Annotated in this window: 13 protein-coding genes and 2 pseudogenes; 6 read left to right on the top strand and 9 right to left on the bottom strand. The window is 72.4% G+C overall.

The window, feature by feature from the left end:
- The first annotated feature begins 157 nt into the window (after nucleotides 1-157).
- The 4 genes from D2L64_RS11400 to D2L64_RS11385 are packed head-to-tail and all read left to right on the top strand — an operon-like array spanning nucleotide 158 to nucleotide 3606.
- Nucleotides 158-1072, top strand: coding sequence for an ABC transporter ATP-binding protein (locus tag D2L64_RS11400; protein ID WP_119575211.1), 915 nt, complete (start codon nucleotides 158-160; stop codon nucleotides 1070-1072).
- Nucleotides 1065-1946 carry an ABC transporter permease gene (locus D2L64_RS11395; protein ID WP_119575209.1) on the top strand — a complete coding sequence of 294 codons (882 nt, stop codon included), beginning with the start codon at nucleotides 1065-1067 and terminating at the stop codon, nucleotides 1944-1946. Before D2L64_RS11400 ends, D2L64_RS11395 begins: the two co-directional genes overlap by 8 nt.
- A complete protein-coding gene (locus D2L64_RS11390) occupies nucleotides 1943-2896 on the top strand; it encodes an ABC transporter ATP-binding protein (protein ID WP_119575207.1) in 954 nt (317 codons plus the stop codon). Before D2L64_RS11395 ends, D2L64_RS11390 begins: the two co-directional genes overlap by 4 nt.
- Nucleotides 2896-3606 (top strand): ABC transporter permease, encoded by a 711-nt coding sequence (locus D2L64_RS11385; protein ID WP_119575205.1) that lies wholly within the window; start codon nucleotides 2896-2898, stop codon nucleotides 3604-3606. Before D2L64_RS11390 ends, D2L64_RS11385 begins: the two co-directional genes overlap by 1 nt.
- Before the next feature lie 53 nt (nucleotides 3607-3659).
- Here the strand turns inward: D2L64_RS11385 and valS are convergent, their stop codons facing one another.
- The 5 genes from valS to D2L64_RS11360 form a co-directional block, all read right to left on the bottom strand.
- Complete coding sequence (gene valS / locus D2L64_RS11380) at nucleotides 3660-6224, bottom strand: valine--tRNA ligase (protein ID WP_119575203.1); 2565 nt, start codon at nucleotides 6222-6224, stop codon at nucleotides 3660-3662.
- A 43-nt stretch (nucleotides 6225-6267) separates the two neighbouring features.
- The gene (locus D2L64_RS11375; RefSeq protein ID WP_119575482.1) at nucleotides 6268-8130 is read right to left on the bottom strand and encodes an ABC transporter ATP-binding protein; all 1863 of its coding nucleotides are present in this window, start codon (nucleotides 8128-8130) and stop codon (nucleotides 6268-6270) included.
- An 86-nt stretch (nucleotides 8131-8216) separates the two neighbouring features.
- On the bottom strand, nucleotides 8217-10061 hold the full coding sequence (locus D2L64_RS11370; RefSeq protein ID WP_119575201.1) for an ABC transporter ATP-binding protein: 1845 nt from the start codon (nucleotides 10059-10061) through the stop codon (nucleotides 8217-8219).
- Between the two features lie 61 nt (nucleotides 10062-10122).
- Nucleotides 10123-10632, bottom strand: coding sequence for a methylated-DNA--[protein]-cysteine S-methyltransferase (locus tag D2L64_RS11365; RefSeq protein WP_233558912.1), 510 nt, complete (start codon nucleotides 10630-10632; stop codon nucleotides 10123-10125).
- On the bottom strand, nucleotides 10629-12095 hold the full coding sequence (locus D2L64_RS11360) for an AlkA N-terminal domain-containing protein (protein WP_119575199.1): 1467 nt from the start codon (nucleotides 12093-12095) through the stop codon (nucleotides 10629-10631). Before D2L64_RS11360 ends, D2L64_RS11365 begins: the two co-directional genes overlap by 4 nt.
- Before the next feature lie 293 nt (nucleotides 12096-12388).
- Between D2L64_RS11360 and D2L64_RS11355 the strand changes: the two genes are divergently transcribed.
- Together D2L64_RS11355 and ychF are read left to right on the top strand one after the other, a co-directional pair.
- The gene (locus D2L64_RS11355) at nucleotides 12389-12874 is read left to right on the top strand and encodes a hypothetical protein (protein ID WP_119575197.1); all 486 of its coding nucleotides are present in this window, start codon (nucleotides 12389-12391) and stop codon (nucleotides 12872-12874) included.
- A 141-nt stretch (nucleotides 12875-13015) separates the two neighbouring features.
- Complete coding sequence (gene ychF / locus D2L64_RS11350; protein ID WP_119575479.1) at nucleotides 13016-14101, top strand: redox-regulated ATPase YchF; 1086 nt, start codon at nucleotides 13016-13018, stop codon at nucleotides 14099-14101.
- Nucleotides 14102-14215: 114 nt separating this feature from the next.
- On the opposite strand, the pseudogene D2L64_RS27870 reads toward ychF, so the two are convergent.
- The 4 genes and pseudogenes from D2L64_RS27870 to D2L64_RS11330 form a co-directional block, all read right to left on the bottom strand.
- Nucleotides 14216-14728: pseudogene (locus D2L64_RS27870) on the bottom strand (tyrosine-type recombinase/integrase); the annotation flags it as partial.
- 382 nt (nucleotides 14729-15110) lie between these two features.
- The gene (locus D2L64_RS11340) at nucleotides 15111-15302 is read right to left on the bottom strand and encodes a helix-turn-helix transcriptional regulator (protein WP_119575195.1); all 192 of its coding nucleotides are present in this window, start codon (nucleotides 15300-15302) and stop codon (nucleotides 15111-15113) included.
- A 20-nt stretch (nucleotides 15303-15322) separates the two neighbouring features.
- A pseudogene (locus D2L64_RS11335) lies at nucleotides 15323-16111 on the bottom strand (replication initiator); the annotation flags it as partial.
- A gap of 302 nt (nucleotides 16112-16413) precedes the next feature.
- Nucleotides 16414-17382, bottom strand: a 969-nt coding sequence (locus tag D2L64_RS11330; protein WP_147376227.1) for an IS3 family transposase, incomplete at its 5' end; no start/stop codon positions are given.

Raw genomic sequence — 17382 nt, 5'->3', positions numbered from 1 at the left:
GTGTGTACCAGATAGTCGATCTTCGAGGGGCGGGGTGCCCGACGTCCCACCCTGCTCTCCGCCCGGCCTCCCTAGGGGGAACCGGGCGTACGGGATCAGGGGAAAGCGGGGCGTTTCCGGAGGGCACCGGGTGGCCGTCCACTCCTAGGCTGTCGGCGTGACACTCATCGCAACCGAGTCGTTGACGAAGGTCTACGGCGGCGGGGTCACCGCGCTGTCCGAGCTGACGGTCGCGGTCGAACCCGGCATCGTCGGCCTGGTCGGTGCCAACGGCGCCGGCAAGTCGACCCTGATCAAACTCCTGCTCGGCCTGCTCACCCCGACCCGTGGCCGGGTACGGGTGCTGGGGCTGGACCCGACCACCGACCCGGCGGCGGTACGCGCCCGGGTCGGCTACATGCCGGAGCACGACTGCCTGCCGCCCGACCTGTCCGCCGCCGAACTGGTCACCCATCTCGGCCGAACCAGCGGCCTACCGCGCACCGTCGCCCGGGAACGGGCCTCCGAGGCGCTGCGCCACGTGGGGCTGCACGAGGAACGCCACCGCGCGGTGGGCGGCTACTCCACCGGCATGAAGCAGCGGGTCAAGCTAGCCCAGGCGCTGGTGCACGACCCCGACCTGCTGCTGCTCGACGAGCCCACAAACGGTCTCGACCCGGCCGGCCGGGACGCCATGCTCGCCCTGGTGCACCGGATCGGCACCGAGTTCGGCATCTCCGTGCTGGTCTGCTCGCACCTGCTCGGTGAGGTCGAGCGGATCTGCGACACCCTGGTCGCCATCGACGGCGGCCGGCTGCTGCGCGCCGACCACATCGCCGCGATGACCTCGGCCACCGACGTGCTCGCCGTCGAGGTCAGTGAGGGCACCGAGGCGCTGGCCGACCGGCTGGGCGCACTCGACCTGCCGGTGCGCCGGGAGGGGCGGCTGCTGCTCGTCCCGCTCGCCGACGAGCAGACGTACGACCTGATCCTCGGCGCGGTCGCCGAGCTGGACCTGCCGTTGCACCGGCTGGACCAGCGCCGGCACCGGGTCGCCGAACTCTTCGCCCGGAGGGAGAGCAGCCATGCCTGAACCCACGGGCGTCATCCACGACATCGGCTACCAGCGCTACACCGGCCCCCGCCTCGGTCGCCGCCCCGTCTTCGGGGCGCTGTACCTGCACGGCGTGCGGACCGCGTTCGGGCTGGGCCGCAGCGCCAAGGCCAAGATCTTCCCCTGGCTGGTGGTCGGCATCGTGCTCATGGTGGCCGTCGCCGCCACCGCGATGCGGGCCCAGTTCGGCCAGGTGGTCATGACGTACGCCCAGTTCGCCGACGCGATGAGCTGGCTGGTGATCTTCTTCGTCGCGGTGGTCGCGCCCGAACTGGTCTCCCGCGACCTGCGCAGCGGCGTGCTCCCGCTGTACTTCTCCCGGCCGCTGCCCCGCTCCGACTACCCGGTGGCCAAGCTGCTCGCGTTGGTCACCGCGCTCTGGCTGCTGCTCGGCGCACCGCAGCTGCTGATGTTCCTCGGCGCGGCGTTCACCCTGGACGGCCTGGGCGCGGTCTGGGACGAGCTGCTGGACCTGCTGCCCGGGCTGCTCTACGCCGGGATGTGGGCGGTCATCTTCGCCTCGGTGGGCCTGCTGATCGCCTCGCTGACCGGCAAGCGGGCCTTCGCCGCCGGTGGGATCGTCGCCGTCTTCCTGATGACCACGCCGATCGTCGGCACCCTGTCCATCCTGCCCTCGCAGACCGCGAACCAGCTGGCCGGCGTCGCCTCACCGCCGACCCTGGTGCAGGGGGTGGGCATCTGGACCATGCGTGACCTGCTGATCACCGACCCGGACGGCGTCGCCCCCGACCTCGGTCCCTACGGTCCGGTGTACGGGCTGGTCGCCGTCGCGCTCGTCGCGGCCTGCGTCGCCCTGCTGCTGGCCCGCTACCGGAAGGTGGCCGCTCGATGACCACGATCAGCAATCCCGCCCCGCCGACCACCACCAACAGCAGCACCCTCGCCCTCGCCGGGGTCTCCCGCTGGTACGGCAACGTGGTCGCGGTCAACGACGTGAGCATGAGCCTCGGGCCCGGCGTCACCGGGCTGCTCGGCCCGAACGGCGCCGGCAAGACCACCCTGCTGCACATGATGGCCGGTTTCCTCGCCCCCTCCCGGGGCGCGGTCACCCTCGACGGCCAGCCGACCTGGCGCAGCCCGGCCGTCTACCGGCGGCTCGGCCTGGTCAGCGAGCGGGAAGCGGTGCACAGCTTCCTCACCGCGTACGAGTTCGTGCTGGCCACCGCGAAGCTGCACAAGCTGCCCGACCCGCAGGCGGCGGCCCGCCGGGCGGTGGACCTGGTCGAGCTGGCGGACGCCCAGGACCGCCGGATCGGTACGTACTCCAAGGGCATGCGGCAGCGGGCCCGGGTGGCGGCGGCGCTGGTGCACGACCCGCAGGTGCTGCTGCTCGACGAGCCGTTCAACGGGATGGACCCGCGCCAGCGGCTGCACATGATGGAGCTGCTGCACTCCCTCGGCGACGCGGGCCGCACCATCCTGTTCAGCTCGCACATCCTCGAAGAGGTCGAGCAGGTCTCCGGCACCGTGCAGGTGATGGTCGCCGGCCGGCTCGCCGCCTCCGGCGACTACCGGACCATCCGACGGCTGATGACCAACCGGCCGCACGTCTTCGCCATCCGCTCCACCGACGACCGGTCGCTGGCCGTCGCCCTGATGGCCGAGCCCTCGGTGACCGGCGTCGAGCTGGGGCGTACCGGCCTGACCGTCCGGGCCGGCGACTACGGCGCGTTCACCCGGATGCTGCCGAAGGTCGCGCTGGCCCGAGGCGTACGGGTGCACCAACTGCTGCCCGAGGACGAGTCCCTGGAGAGCGTCTTCTCCTACCTGGTGGAGGCCTGATGTCCACTGTCTCCTGGATCACCGCGCGCGGGCTGTTCGGGCGGCGCCGGTTCCTGTTGCTGCTGCCCCTGCCGGTCCTGCTGGTGGCGTTGGCCGTGCTCTCCCGGGCGTTGGGGGTGCCGCCGACCGACTGGGGGCCGCCGGTGCTGGTCGGCCTCGGGCTGGCCGTGGTGCTGCCGGTGGTCGCCCTGATCGTCGGCACCGGTGTGCTCGGTGCCGAGATCGACGACGGCACGGTGGTGCACGTGCTCACCACGCCGCTGCCGCGCTGGCAGATCGTGCTGCCGAAGCTGGCGGTGGCGGCCGGTGTCACGGCGGCCACCGTCGTGGTGCCGCTGTTCGCCGCGGGCCTGCTGGCCGACTCGGTACGCCTCGGTCTGGCGCTGGCCGGGGCCGCCGCGGCCGGTGCGCTGGCCTACTCCGCGCTGTTCCTGGCGGCCAGCCTGCTCACCCGGCGGCCGGTGCTGCTCGGCCTGGTCTACGTGCTGATCTGGGAGGGGCTGCTCGGTAACGTGATCACCGGTACCCGGGTGCTCTCCATCCAGCACTACGTGATCGCCGTGGCCGACCGGCTCGCGCCGACCAACCTGCTCGAGACGACGGTCTCGGTGCCGCTGGCGGTGACGATGACGGTGCTGGTCAGCGTCGGCTTCACCCTGCTCGCCGTCGACCGGCTCCGCTCCTTCTCGGTGGCCGGCGAGACCAGCTGACAGCCCGGGGAAGGGCACCTTCCCGGGAGGGTGCCCTTCCCCGGCGGCCGGGCCTAGAAGGCGCAGGCGATGACGAGTTCGGGGGTGCGGTCCGGCAGCAGGTCGAGCTTGCCGATCCGGCCCGCCGCGCGCAGGTCGTCGGCGACCTCGGTGAGCTGGTCGAGCAGGGCGGCCGGGCCGAGCGCCTCGGCCAGCGGCACCTCCGCCTTCATCGACAGTTTCCGCTCCGACTTGGCCCGCCGGACCTGCCCCAGCGCGTCCGAGGCCAACCGCAGCAGCGCCGGGTCACCGGCCTCCGGCAGGGACCGACCCACCTCGTACGTGGTGGGCCACGGCGCCCGGTGCACCGACCCGTACCGCCACCAGGACCACACCTCCTCGGTCGCGTACGGCAGCACCGGGGCGAAGAGCCGCAACTGCACCGAGAGCGCGGTGGCCAGGGCGGCGCGGGCCGAGTCCGCGGCGGCACCGGTGCCGTAGGCGCGTTCCTTCACCAACTCGATGTAGTCGTCGCAGAACCGCCAGAAGAACGACTCGGTGGCCTGTAGTGCCGCCGTGTGGTCGTACGCCTCGAAGGCCGTGGTCGCGGTCGCCAGCACGGCGGACAGTTCGGCGAGCATGGCCCGGTCCAACGGTGCGGTCGCCGGTGCCCGCAGCGCGTCGGCGGCGCCCAGCCCCAGCGCGAAGCGGGACGCGTTGAGCAGCTTGGTGGCGAGCCGCCGGCCGACCTTGATCTGGGCCGGGTCGAAGGCGAGGTCCACGCCGGGTCGGCCGGTGGCCGCCCAGTAGCGCACCGCGTCGGAGCCGTGCTGCGCCAGCAGCGCCATCGGGGTGACCACGTTCCCCTTGGACTTGGACATCTTCTTGCGGTCCGGGTCGAGGATCCAGCCGGACAACTCGGCGGTCCGCCACGGCAGCGTGCCGTGTTCCAGGTGGGCCCGGACGATCGTGGCGAACAGCCAGGTCCGGATGATCTCCTGCCCCTGCGGCCGCAGGTCCATCGGGAAGACCCGGCGGAACAGCTCCGGGTCGGTCTCCCAGCCGCCGGCCAGCTGCGGGGTGAGCGACGAGGTGGCCCAGGTGTCCAGCACGTCCGGGTCGCCGACGAAGCCGCCCGGCACGCCGCGTTGGGATTCGGCGTACCCGGGGGGTGCGTCCTCGGACGGGTCGATCGGCAGCGAAGTTTCCTCGGGCGTGAGAGGGTAGGACCAGTCCGGCTCGCCAGCGTTGTCGAGCCGGTACCACACCGGCACCGGCACACCGAAGAAGCGTTGCCGGCTGACCAGCCAGTCTCCGGTCAGGCCACGCACCCAGTGCTCGTAGCGGTGCCGCATGTGCTCCGGCACCCAGCGCAGCTCACGCCCCCGGGCCAGCAGCGCCTCGCGCAGCTCGGTGTCGCGGCCACCGTTGCGCAGGTACCACTGCCGGGTCGAGACGATCTCCAGTGGCCGGTCGCCCCGCTCGTAGAACTTCACCGGATGGGTGATCGGGCGCGCTTCGCCGACCAGGTCGCCCGCGTCGGCCAACAGCTCCACGACGCGCCGCCGGGCCGCGTTGACGCCCTGCCCGGCCAGCGCCGCGTACGGCTGCGCCGGCACCCCGGCCGGCGGCTCCGGCAACAGCCGGCCGTCGCGGCCGATCACCACCCGGGTGTCCAGGTCCAGCTCCCGCCACCAGGTCACGTCGGTCAGGTCACCGAAGGTGCAGACCATCGCGATGCCGGTGCCCTTGGCCGGGTCCGCCAGCGGGTGCGCCCGCACCGGCACCTCGACGTCGAAGACGGGGGTACGCACGGACGTGCCGACCAGGTCCGCGTAGCGCTCGTCGTCCGGGTGGCAGACCAGCGCGACGCAGGCCGGCAGCAGCTCCGGACGGGTGGTGTCGATCAGCACCGCCCGCCCACCGGGGGCGTGGAACCGCAGCCGGTGGTAGGCGCCGGCCCGCTCCCGGTCCTCCAGCTCGGCCTGGGCCACGGCGGTGGCGAAGCCCACGTCCCACAGCGTCGGCGCCTCGGCCTGGTACGCCTCGCCCCGGGCCAGGTTGCGCAGGAACGCCCGCTGTGCGGCGGCCCGGGCGGCCGGACCGATGGTGGTGTACACCAGCGACCAGTCCACCGACAGGCCGAGCCGGCGCCACAGCTCCTCGAAGACCTGCTCGTCGGCGAGGGTCAACCGTTCGCACAGCTCGATGAAGTTGCGCCGGGAGATCGGGGTCGGGTTCTTGCGGGCCGCGTCGTCCACCGGGGCCGGCGGCGCCGGCCAGTCCGGGTCGTACGGCAGCGACGGGTCGCAGCGCACGCCGTAGACGTTCTGCACCCGGCGTTCGGTGGGCAGCCCGTTGTCGTCCCAGCCGATCGGGTAGAAGACCGTCCGGCCCCGCATCCGCTGGAAGCGGGCGACCAGGTCGGTGTGGGTGTACGAGAAGACGTGCCCCATGTGCAGCTCGCCCGACACGGTCGGCGGCGGGGTGTCGATCGCGTACACGTCCGCGCGTTCCTTCGTGCGGTCGAACGCGTACGTGCCGTCCTCCTGCCAGCGACGCGACCAGGTCTCCTCGAGCCCGTCCAGGGTCGGACGCTCGGGGACGCCGGTGCGGGCCGTCCTCGCCGTATCAGTCATCCGTCGATGGTAGGCAGCGTCGCGTCGTCGGGCACCGGAATACCTATCGCAGCGAGTCGACCCACTGGCGGTGCAGCGCGGCGTAGCGGCCACCACCGGCGATCAGTTCGGCGGGCGGGCCGTCCTCGACGACCCGGCCGCCGTCGAGGACCAGCACCCGGTCGGCGGTCTCCACGGTGGAGAGCCGGTGTGCGATCACCACCGCGGTGCGGTCCCGCAGGATGGTGCCGAGCGCGTGCTGCACCAGCCGCTCGGTCGGTACGTCCAGCGACGAGGTGGCCTCGTCCAGGATCAGCACCGCCGGGTCGGCCAGGAAGGCCCGGGCGAAGGCGACCAGCTGCCGCTGCCCGGCGGAGAGCCGCCCGCCGCGGCGGTGCACCTGGGTGGCGTACCCGTCGGGTAGCGCGGCGATGAAGTCGTGCGCGCCGATGGCCCGCGCGGCCGCCTCCACGGCCGCGTCGTCGGCGTCCGGGCGGCCGAACCGGATGTTCTCCGCCACCGTGTCGCCGAACAGGTGCGTCTCCTGGGTCACCAGCACCATCGCCCGGCGCAGCTGCGCGTCGGCCACCTGACGCAGGTCCACGCCGTCGAGGCTGACCGTGCCGGCGACCGGGTCGTAGAACCGGGCGATCAGCTTGGCGACGGTGGACTTGCCGGCGCCGGTCGGGCCGATCAACGCCACCGTCTGCCCGGCCGGGATGGTGAGGTCCAGCCCGGTGAGGATCTCCGCCGTCGGGCGGTAGCCGAACGAGACCCCGGACAGGGCGATCGCCCCTCGGGCGGGCCCGCCGGGCAGCGGCACGGGACGCCGCGGCTCGGCGACGCCGGGCCGCTCGTCGAGCACCCCGGCGAGCTTCTCCAGCGCCGCGGTGGCGGACTGCAGGGCGTTGTAGAACTGGCTCAGCTCCTGCATCGGCTCGAAGAACCGGCGCAGGTAGAGCAGGAACGCCGCGAGCACCCCGACCGCGATCTCGCCGCCGAGCACCCGGGCGCCGCCGTAGCAGAGCACCACCGCCACGGTGACGTTGCCGATCAGCTTGATTCCCGGCGAGTAGGTCGCGATCAGCCGGAACGCGTGCCGGCTGGACCGGCGGTAGTCGGCGGTGAGGGTGACGAAGATGTCCTGGTTGCGCGCCTCCCGGCGGTACGCCTGCACCGCCCGGATGCCCCGCATCGACTCCACGAAGTGCACGATCACCAGGGCCATCGCCTCCCGGGTGCGGCGGTACGCGGCGGCCGAGGCGCGGGCGAACCAGCGGGACAGCCAGAACAGCAGCGGGAAGGCGAGCAGGGTGACCGCGGCCAGCGGCAGGTCCAGCCAGAGCAGGATGCCGGCCACCGACACGATCGTCAGGGCGGCCGTCACCAGGCTCTCCACGCCGCCGTCGACGAGTTCGGCGATGGAGTCGATGTCGCTGGTCAGCCGGGAGATCATCCGGCCCGAGGTGTACCGCTCGTGGAAGGCCACCGGCATCCGCAGGAAGTGCGCGTACACCCGTCGGCGCAGGTCGAGCAGGACGGCCTGGCCGATGCGGGCGGAGAGGGCGAGGAAACCGCGCCGGGCCGCGTACTCGATCCCGGCGGCGGCGGCGAACGCCACCGCGACGGCCACCAGCGGTCCGGGCTCGCCGGCCCGCAGCGGCTCGATCGTCCGGTCGATGCCGAGCATGACCAGGTACGGCCCGGACATCGCGGCGGCGTTCTGGGTCAGCAGCAGCGCGACCGCGCCGGCCAGCCGGGGCCGGTGCGGGCGCAGCACATCGGCCAGCAGCGCCCGGCTGCGGACCCGTAGCCGGGCCACCGCCGCCGGGCTGCTGTCCTCGGCGAGGCTGCGGTCGGCGTGCGGGTCGGCGGCCAGGCCCCGCCACCGGTCCCGGTCGGTGGCCGCCGGGCCGTCAGCGGGCAAGCGGGCCGGGCCGTCGGCGGGCGGGCGGGCCGAGTCGTCGCCGGGCGGGCGGGCCGGGCCGTCGGCGGGCGGGGCCGTGCCCGCCGTCACGAGTGCACCAGTGGTGAGCCGCCGGGCGTCGGGCCGACCGCCCGCCGGGGCGACGGTGGGCCGGCCGGCTCGGCCGAGAGCAGCGCACGGTACGCGGGCACGGTGGCCAGCAGGTCGGTGTGGGTTCCGACGGCGGAGATCCGGCCGTGCTCCAGCAGCGCGACCCGGTCGGCGAGGGCGATGGTGGACGGGCGGTGCACCACCAGCAGCGCGGTCAGATCCCGCAGTACCCGCCGCAGCGCCGACTCGACCAGCGCCTCGGTGTGCACGTCCAGCGCGGAGAGCGGATCGTCGAGTACGAGCACGGCGGGGCGGACCAGCACCGCCCGGGCCAACGCCAGCCGCTGCCGCTGGCCACCGGAGAGCGACAGCCCCTGCTCGCCCAGCCGGGTCTGCAATCCCCACGGCAGGTCGTACGCGAACTCGGCCCGGGCCAGGGTGAGCGCCGCCCGGACCTCGTCCGCACCGGCGTCGGGACGGCCCAGGGTGAGGTTCTCCCACACCGACATGGAGAACAGCGTCGGCTCCTCGAAGGCCATCCCGACCAGGCCGCGTAGCGAGTCCAACCGCAGGTCGCGCAGGTCGTGGCCGTCGAGGGCGATCCGACCCGACCCGACGTCGTGCAGCCGGGGCACCAGGGACAGCAGGGTGCTCTTGCCGCTGCCGGTGGCGCCGACCACGGCGACGGTCTCGCCGGGCTCCACGACCAGGTCGACGCCGCGCAGCACCGCGGCGGTGGTGCCCGGGTAGCGGAAGGTGACCGCGTCGAAGTGCAGCCGGCCGCGTACCGCCGAGCGGGGCACCGCGATGGCGCCGGGCGCGTCCACGATGGCCGGTGCCGTGTCGAGTACCTCCTGGATCCGGTCGGCGGCGGTGGCCGCCTCCTGGCCGTTGGCGATGATCCAGCCCAGTGACTGCACCGGCCAGATCAGCATCAGCTGGAGGCTGACGAAGGCCACGAGCTGGCCGATGGTGAGCCGTCCGGTGGAGACCGCCGCGGCACCGGCCACCAGCACGACGCCGAGGGTCAGGTTGGGCACCATGTCGAGCAGCGCGGCGGTGCGGGCGAGCAGCCGTCCCTTGTCGACCCCGGTGTCGTGCAGGGCCCGGGTGCCGGCGGCGAACCGGGCGGCCAGTTGCGGCCCCCGCCCGTACGCCTTCATGGTCCGCAGACCCTGCGCGGTCTCCTCGACCAGGGTGGCCACGTCGCCCTGCTGGTCCTGCATGCGTCGGGACGCGGTGTGGTAGTGCCGGCCGAACCGGCGGGCGATCAGGAACAGCGGCACCGCGCTGGTGGCCACCAGCACACCGAGCACCGGATGCAGCCGGACCAGCAGCACCACCACGACCAGGTAGGTGACCACGTTCAGGACGAGGAACAACACTCCGAAGGAGAGGAACCGGCGCAGCACCGACAGGTCGCTGGTGATCCGGGAGAGCAGCTGCCCGGAGGGCCACCGGTCGTGGAAGCTGGCCGGAAGCCGTTGCAGGTGGGCGTAGACGTCGTCGCGGATGGCCGCCTCCATGGCCACCGAGGAGGAGGTCTGCACCCACCGCCGAATGAAGATCAACGCGGCTTCGGCCAGGCCGAGCAGCAGGGCGAGCCCGGCCAACCGGTACAGCCCGGTCGGATCCTGGCGGGCGATCGGCCCGTCGACCACCCGCTGCGCCACCAGCGGCACCGCGATGCCCGCCCCGGTCGCCGCCAGCCCGGCGAGCATGAGCAGGGCGAACTCCAGGGCGTGCGGGCGGAGATAGGAACGCAGTCGCCAGAGATTGCCCAGCGGATGTCGCCGGACCTCGTCGCGGTCGGTCGGGCCGTCGTCGCTCCCCGCAGCCACTACCCGAAGGTAACGGCAAACGGGGGCGACGCCGGTGTCGTGTTGTTGTCAGAACGATTGCTCAACGTTCACGCTCGTGGCTGAGCAGCCACTCCTTCACCGGCAGCCCCCAGCGGTAGCCGCCCAACGTGCCGTCGGTACGCAACACCCGGTGGCAGGGGACGAAGAGGGCGGCGGCGTTGCGGGCGCAGGCCGCCGCCGCGGCGCGTACGGCGGCCGGGCGACCGGCCAGCCCGGCGTACCCGGTGTAGGTGATCGGCCGGCCCGGCTTGACCTCGCGCAACACCTGCCAGGCGTGTGCCATGAACGCCCCGCCGGTGTGCTGCTCGACCGGGACGACGTCGATGGCGGTCAGGTCACCGGCCAGGTAACGGGTGACGGCGGCGGTGACCGGGCCGAGTTCGCGTCGCCCGCGCAGCTCGCCGCGCAGCCGGGGGTGGACCAGCGGCAACAGGTCGGCCGCGTCGGCGGTGAAGCCGGCCGCCCGGACCGCCCCGTCCGGCCCGGCGAGGATGGTGAACGGGCCGGCGGGGGTGTCGACCACGGCACCGTGGATGATCGTGTCGTTCACGCTCTGCTCCTGGGTTGGCTGCACTCTGCTCTCCAGAGTCGGACCACCGCGTACGAGCGCCAGGGGCGCCAGCCGGCGGCGTACGAGTCGAGGGTCTTCGCGGTGTCGGGCAGCCCGAGCGCCGCGGCGCCCCGGCGTACCGCGAGGTCGGTGGCGAGCAACACGTCCGGATCGCCGAGCGCCCGCATCGCCAGGTATCCCGCCGTCCACGGGCCGACGCCCGGGATCGCGGTCAACCGCCGCGCGTTCTGTTCCCGATCACCGCCCGGGCCCAGGTCGAGTTCGCCGTCGGCCACCGCCCGCGCCACCCGCCGGATCGTCTCCCGCCGCGTCGCCGGCATCCGCAACGCCCCGTCCGGCAGGGCCAGCACCTCCTCGGCCGACGGGAACCCCCGTAACGCACCCGCCCCGACGGTCGGGGCCGTCGGATGCGGGCCGGTTGCGGCGAGCAGGTGGGTGAGGGTGGTCCGGGCGGCGGCCAGCGAGACCTGCTGGGTGGCGATGGCGCGTACCGCCATCTCGAAGCCGTCGACCGCGTGCGGCACGCGTACCCCGGGCTCGGCCGCCACGACGGCGGCCAGCGCCGGATCGGCGCCGAGCGTCTGGTCCACCGCGACCGGATCGGCGTCCAGGTCGAACAGGTGCCGGCAACGGGCCACGGCGGGGGCCAGGTCACGCAGGTCCGCCAGCCGCAGGGTGGCCGCCACGTGCCCCGGCAGCGGCGTCAGGGCCACCTCCGCCGTGCCGTGCGGCAGCCTCACCCCCCGCCGGTACGTGCCGTCGTGCACCTCGTCCACCCCGGGCAGGGTCCGCCGGGCGAGGAAGTCGAGCAGCGCGGCGGCGTGCATCGGCGGCCGGTACGCCAACCGCAGCGCGACCGTGCCGGCCCCGCCGCCCGTCGACCGCCGCCCGGCGCGCAACTGCGAGGGGGGCGATCCGTACACCTCGCGGATCGTGTCGTTGAACTGCCGGACGCTGCCGAACCCGGCGGCGAAGGCGATCTCGGCCAGGCCCAACCCGGTCGTCTCGACAAGCGTCCGGGCGGTCTGCGCCCGCTGGGCCCGGGCCAGTGCCAACGGCCCCGCACCCAGCTCCGCCCGCAACATCCGGTGCAGGTGCCGTTCGGTGTAGCCGAGCCGCGCGGCCAACCCTGGTACACCGTCCCGGTCGACCACTCCGTCCGCGATCAGCCGCATGGCCCGCCCCACCAGGTCGGCTCGGACGTCCCACTCCGGGGAACCGGGGGAGACGTCCGGCCGGCACCGTCGGCAGGCCCGCAACCCGGCACCCTGAGCCGCCGCCGCGGAAGCGAAGAACCGGACGTTGTGTCGTCTCGGCGTCACCGCCGGACAAGACGGCCGACAGTAGATCCCGGTCGACAGGACGCCGGTGTAGAACCACCCGTCGAACCGCTGGTCACGGCTGTCCACCGCCCGGTAACACCGCTCGAACTCCAGCTCCACACCCCGATCATCCACCCCCACCCCACCCCCCGACTGGCGGAATTCGGACCCCACCCCCACCTGCCCCCCCATCCCGCCTGCCCGCCACGTGGATCTTGCAGTTTCGGTCCCCGCAAACGGGCGTACATGGATCAGTCGGCGACCAGAACTCCAAGATCGGCGGGGCCGGGCGGGGCGAGGCGGGGCGAGGTGGGGCGGGCGGGGCGAGGTGCGTGTGGGGCGGGGGCGGGGTGGGGAAAGTGTCGGGTGTGGTCGGTAGGGTGCGCGCCACCAAGTCAAGAAGGGGCGCGGCGATGGTGAGCGTGGCGGGTCGGGCGGCGGGATCGAGACAGGGGCATCCGTCGCTGGACGAGGCTGTGGTCCAACGCTTCTACGACCGGATGCGTACCGTGGCACCGGCAGCGGTCGGTGCCATCGAGCGGGACCGCGCCGACGACCCGGGCCGAGCCTTCGCCGACACCGCCTGCGGACGGCTGCTGCGCTCGCTCGACGACGACGGTGTGCGGGCGCTGGGCATGTGGGTGCATCACTGGTGCATGCGCTTCTACGACGACGACACCCGAGCGGCCCTGCGGCTACTCCGGGCCATCGCCGGCCGGTCGGCCCTCGGCTGGACGGCCGACGAGGTGCATTGGATGCTCGGCGAGTCGCGCCATGTAAGTTCGTCCGCCGCCGATCGCTGCACGCTCCCGTTCGCCGCCGCCGCGGAGTTGGCCCCGGGCACGTTGCGCATCGGCACGTTGATCCCCCGCCAGCCCGGCCCGGCGGGCCGGCGCTGACCGCGCGAGCCTGGGCCGGCGCTGACCGCGCCCCACGAACCTGCTCCGGCGAGCCGGAGTCGACCATGCTGGCGAGCCGGGGTGGCGGAGCGGGGCCACCGGCGCCCGGTGGTGTGGGGTGGCGGCGTAAGCTGGCTCGTCGTGAGTCTCACCATCGGCATCGTCGGCCTGCCCAACGTCGGCAAGAGCACCCTGTTCAACGCGCTGACCAAGAACGACGTGCTCGCCGCGAACTACCCGTTTGCGACGATCGAGCCCAACGTCGGCGTGGTCGGGTTGCCGGACGAGCGGCTGCACAAGCTCGCCGAGATCTTCACCTCGCAGAAGGTGATCCCGGCTCCGGTGTCGTTCGTCGACATCGCCGGGCTGGTCCGTGGCGCGTCCAAGGGGCAGGGGCGGGGTAACGCCTTCCTCGCCAACATCCGCGACGCCTCCGCGATCTGCCAGGTGGTGCGGGCCTTCTCCGACCCGAACGTGGTGCACGTCGACGGCAAGGTCTCGCCGGCCGACGACATCGAGACGATCAACACCGAGCTGATCCTCGCCGACCTGCAGACCCTGGAGAAGGCGCTGCCCCGGTTGGAGAAGGAGGCCAAGCTCCGCAAGGACCGGGCCGCCGCGGTGACCGCCGCCCGCCAGGCCGTCGAGGTCCTGGACGGCGGCACCACCCTGTACGCGGGCGCGGCGGCAGCCAAGATCGAGCTGGAGCACCTGCGCGAGCTGCACCTGCTCACCACCAAGCCGTTCCTGTACGTCTTCAACGTCGACGAGGCCGAACTCAACAACGCCGAGTTCCTCGACGAACTGCGGGCGCTGGTCGCACCGGCCGAGGCGGTCTTCATGGACGCCAAGATCGAGTCGGAGCTGGTGGACCTGCCCGAGGAGGAGGCCCGCGAACTGCTGGAGTCGATCGGGCAGTCCGAGCCGGGTCTCGACCAGCTGGTCCGGGTCGGCTTCCGTACGCTCGGCCTGCAGACGTACCTCACCGCCGGGCCCAAGGAGGCGCGGGCCTGGACCGTCCCGATCGGCGCTACCGCCCCCGAGGCCGCCGGGGTGATCCACTCCGACTTCCAGCGTGGCTTCATCAAGGCCGAGGTGGTCTCCTACGCCGACCTGGTCGAGGCCGGTTCGATGGCGGCGGCGAAGGCGGCGGGCAAGGTCCGCATCGAGGGCAAGGAGTACGTCATGCAGGACGGCGACGTGGTGGAGTTCCGCTTCAACGTCTGAATCCGGCCTGTTTCTCCAGGTCAACGGGTTGGGGCTTCGGTCTGGGGCACACCCCCACGCGTCGTCGACCGCCCGGCGGGTGCGTTCCTCCGAGTCCGGCATGAGGTGCCCATAGGTCGACAGGACCAGGGCGGCATTCTCGTGCCCCAACCGCTCGGCGACCACGATGACCGACTCGCCCTGCATCAGCAGTACCGAGGCGTAGTGGTGCCGAAGGTCGTGGCTCGTGGTGCTCTCCGGCAGCCCGGCCTTGCGGACCGCTGCACCGAAGATCAGCGAGCCGTAGTAGTCGTGCCGGTACGGCCCGGCGAAGCGGGTCGTGAAGACCGTCCCGTCATCGGCGGGCGGGTAATCCGCACAGTGCGTGCGGAGAGCATCTGCGACAACCTGGGGCAGTGGCACGGTACGGCGGGACCGAGGCGTCTTGGGTACCGTTCGCACCTTGGACTGCGGCGCGAACTGCCATTCGATCCGGACCAGGCGTGCGGTGTAGTCGATGTCCTCAACGCGTAGCGCGAGCAACTCGCCGAGACGCAGCCCCAAGCCAGCCTGTGTGATGACCATGGCCCGGTTACGGGCGGGCATCGCGTCCGCGAGCGCGCGCACCTGGTCGACGGTGAGCGGCACAATGCGCTTGCGATGTGCTGACGGCAGGCTGACCCGGACCACGGGGGAGCGGCCCACGAGCCGATCGAGGACCGCCGCCAGGCGTCGAGAACCCAGCGACGTTGCGGCGATATGCGTCTCGATCAGACTGGCGACTCGCCGAGCGGTAGTGGGACGGTGAGCGCGGCCAGCGGCCCAACGACGGGCGTACTCGACGACTGTCGTCTTGTCGGACGGGTCGACGTACTGGCCGCGCAGGATGTCGGCTTCCACCTGCGCAAGGAAACGGTCAGCATCGACCTTTCGGGTAAACGACCGCTTGCGCTGCCGTCGGGCGTCATCGCGCCACCGAGCCAGGTAGGTCACCTTGCCGTCACGGACCCGCTTCTCAACACTGCCCACGTCAGGCCGCCCGTCCGGTCAGCCAGGACTGCACATCAGCCGGGTCATACCGCAGGTGACGGCCGACCTTGAACGCGCGAGGGCCGGTACGCCGATACCGCCACTGGTAGAGCGTGCCGACCGGTACCCGCAGGAAGGCCGACACCTCCTCGATCGACCACAGCTCCTCGGTGGCTGCGTCTCGTCTAGCCAAGGGTTCCTCCTTCTCATCTGCTACGCGGCCAGGACCAGGCCGTCAGGGTTCGTGCCAAGTTCGTGGGCGAGTTCTTCGCGGCCGGTGGTGCGTCGTTCTCTGGCCATGGCGGCGGCGGTGGCGGCGAGGAGTGCGTCTCCGGTGGTGTGCCAGCCGACGCCGGCGAAGGTGAGGGTGCCGACGATCAGGGTGGTGTCGTCGTCGTGGTGGTCGGCGGCGCGGAGCGTGCCGGTGTGTTCGTCGGCCTGGTCGTGGTGTTCGTGCCGGCGGTAGTTGATGCGGGTGTCCCGTAGGAGTTGGAAGGTGACGGAGTAGCGGCGGCCTTTGGTGAGGAAGTGGCCGCCGTAGCCGAGCATGTGTGCCCATCGGCGTAGCCGGGCGTAGGGGTTGCCGGTGGCGGGTTTCGTGGGTTCGGTGTCAAGGGCGGCTTGACGGTGGGCGACGCAGACGGGGCAGGCGGCGTATCGGGTGTGGGTGCCGCAGTCGGGGCACTCCCACGCCTGGATGAAGCCGGGTCGGGGCCGGAGGTCACGCGGTCGCTCAGACAGGGGTACGGGTGTGTGGGTGGGTCGGCCGATGCGCCAGCAGGCGTCGATGAGGCGGGCGGTGTGGTCGCCGTCGGGGTCGGCGTAGTCCCCGATCGTGTCGGCGGTCAGTCGGGTGGAGGTGTGCCCAGTGGCCTCGGTGCTTTTGGTGGCGTACTTGGCAAGGTAACCGGCGACCATGCCGTCAGTGACCTCACCCGTGCCATCGGTGGTGATCGGCCGGACGTCGACCTGCTCGCCCCAAGCGATCGGCCAGCCCTCGGGCAGGGCATGCCGGTCGTCCAGGAGCCGGCTCCGCAGCCGCTCAGGGTCAGGTCAACTGCTCACCTGGGAGGGGAGGGGTGGCCGCGGGTGGCCAGCTCCGACCCCGGGAGCCGGGTCCGAGCCGGGCGAGGTTGGGTCAACTGCGCCACGGTGGCGGTGTCCGCCGGGGGCGCGGTCCGTGACACGAGAGCCGACGCAGGCGGTTCCGGCAGCGTCCGTACGTGCGTCAAGGCCCGCTTGACGTGGCGGGCCGGGACCTGCTCCCCGAAGGATGAGGTTCCCCCGGTTTGCCGGAGGGTTGGTTACCTGGCGCCGGTGGGCTCAGGCTGAACGATAGCCGTCTCGTCGGGTCGGGCCTGGTGGGCGTGCCAGGCGGCTTCGTACTCGTCTGGGGATCGCCAGCCGAGGTCTTTCTGGATGCGGCGGGTGTTGTACCACCCATCTATGTAGGCGAAGATCGCGTTCTCCGCCTCGTCGCGGGTCCGCCAGGAGTTGCGGTAGACCAGTTCGATCTTCAGCGTTGACCAGAAGTTCTCCATCAACGCGTTGTCGAACGAGTCGCCGACCGACCCCATGGAGGGCAGGATGCCGTTGTCGGCCAGGCGTTGCGCGAAGCGGAACGACGTGTAGTTCGAGCCCCTGTCCGAGTGGTGGATCAGTTGGCCGTCGCGGACGTCGCGCGACCAGATGCCGTATTCGAGCGCGCCGAGGATCAGGTCGGTGTCGCAGCGGTCGGAACACCGCCAGCCCACGATGCGGTTGGAGAACACATCCCGCACCGCGGCCAGCCAGAACACGCCCTGCCCGCAGGGGATACGGGTCGCGTCGGCGACCCACAGCCGGTGGGGTGCCGCAGCGGTGAACTGCCGGTTGACCAGGTCCGGAGCGGGCGTCGCCTTCGGGTTCGACCGGGTGGACGGGATGCGCCACTTCTTGCGCAGGAACGCGCCTTGCAGGCCGGCGTCACGCATCAACCGCTCGACCCGCTTGCGACCCACCTGGCGGCCTTGGCGGCGCAGCATGGCGTGCACTCTCGGGCTGCCGTAGGCGCCGCCCGACACGTCGTGGATCTCCGCGATCTCCACCGCCAGATCCGCGTCCTCACGTCGGCGAGCGGAGGGGTTGGCGGCTTGGGTGAGCCAGCCGTAGTAGGTGGAGACGGCCACGCCGATGACCCGGAGGACGGGCTCGACCCCGAAGCGGTCGCGTAGCTCGTCGACGAGCGTCACGACCGTCGCCGGGTCGGGTCGAGTTCCGAGGCGAAAAAAGCC

It is taken from the genome of Micromonospora radicis (assembly GCF_003583405.1).
Classification (GTDB): Bacteria; Actinomycetota; Actinomycetes; order Mycobacteriales; family Micromonosporaceae; genus Micromonospora; species Micromonospora radicis.
The sequence above is the reverse complement of the archived record's forward strand: the minus strand, read 5'-3'. Positions and strand labels throughout refer to the sequence as shown.

Excerpts from the sequence above, each read along its gene's own strand:
- D2L64_RS11395 (WP_119575209.1), top strand. The coding sequence starts at position 1,065 with ATGCCTGAACCCACGGGCGTCATCCACGACATCGGCTACCAGCGCTAC.
- D2L64_RS11390 (WP_119575207.1), top strand. The coding sequence starts at position 1,943 with ATGACCACGATCAGCAATCCCGCCCCGCCGACCACCACCAACAGCAGC.
- D2L64_RS11385 (WP_119575205.1), top strand. The coding sequence starts at position 2,896 with ATGTCCACTGTCTCCTGGATCACCGCGCGCGGGCTGTTCGGGCGGCGC.
- valS (WP_119575203.1), bottom strand. The coding sequence starts at position 6,224 with ATGACTGATACGGCGAGGACGGCCCGCACCGGCGTCCCCGAGCGTCCG.
- D2L64_RS11355 (WP_119575197.1), top strand. The coding sequence starts at position 12,389 with ATGGTGAGCGTGGCGGGTCGGGCGGCGGGATCGAGACAGGGGCATCCG.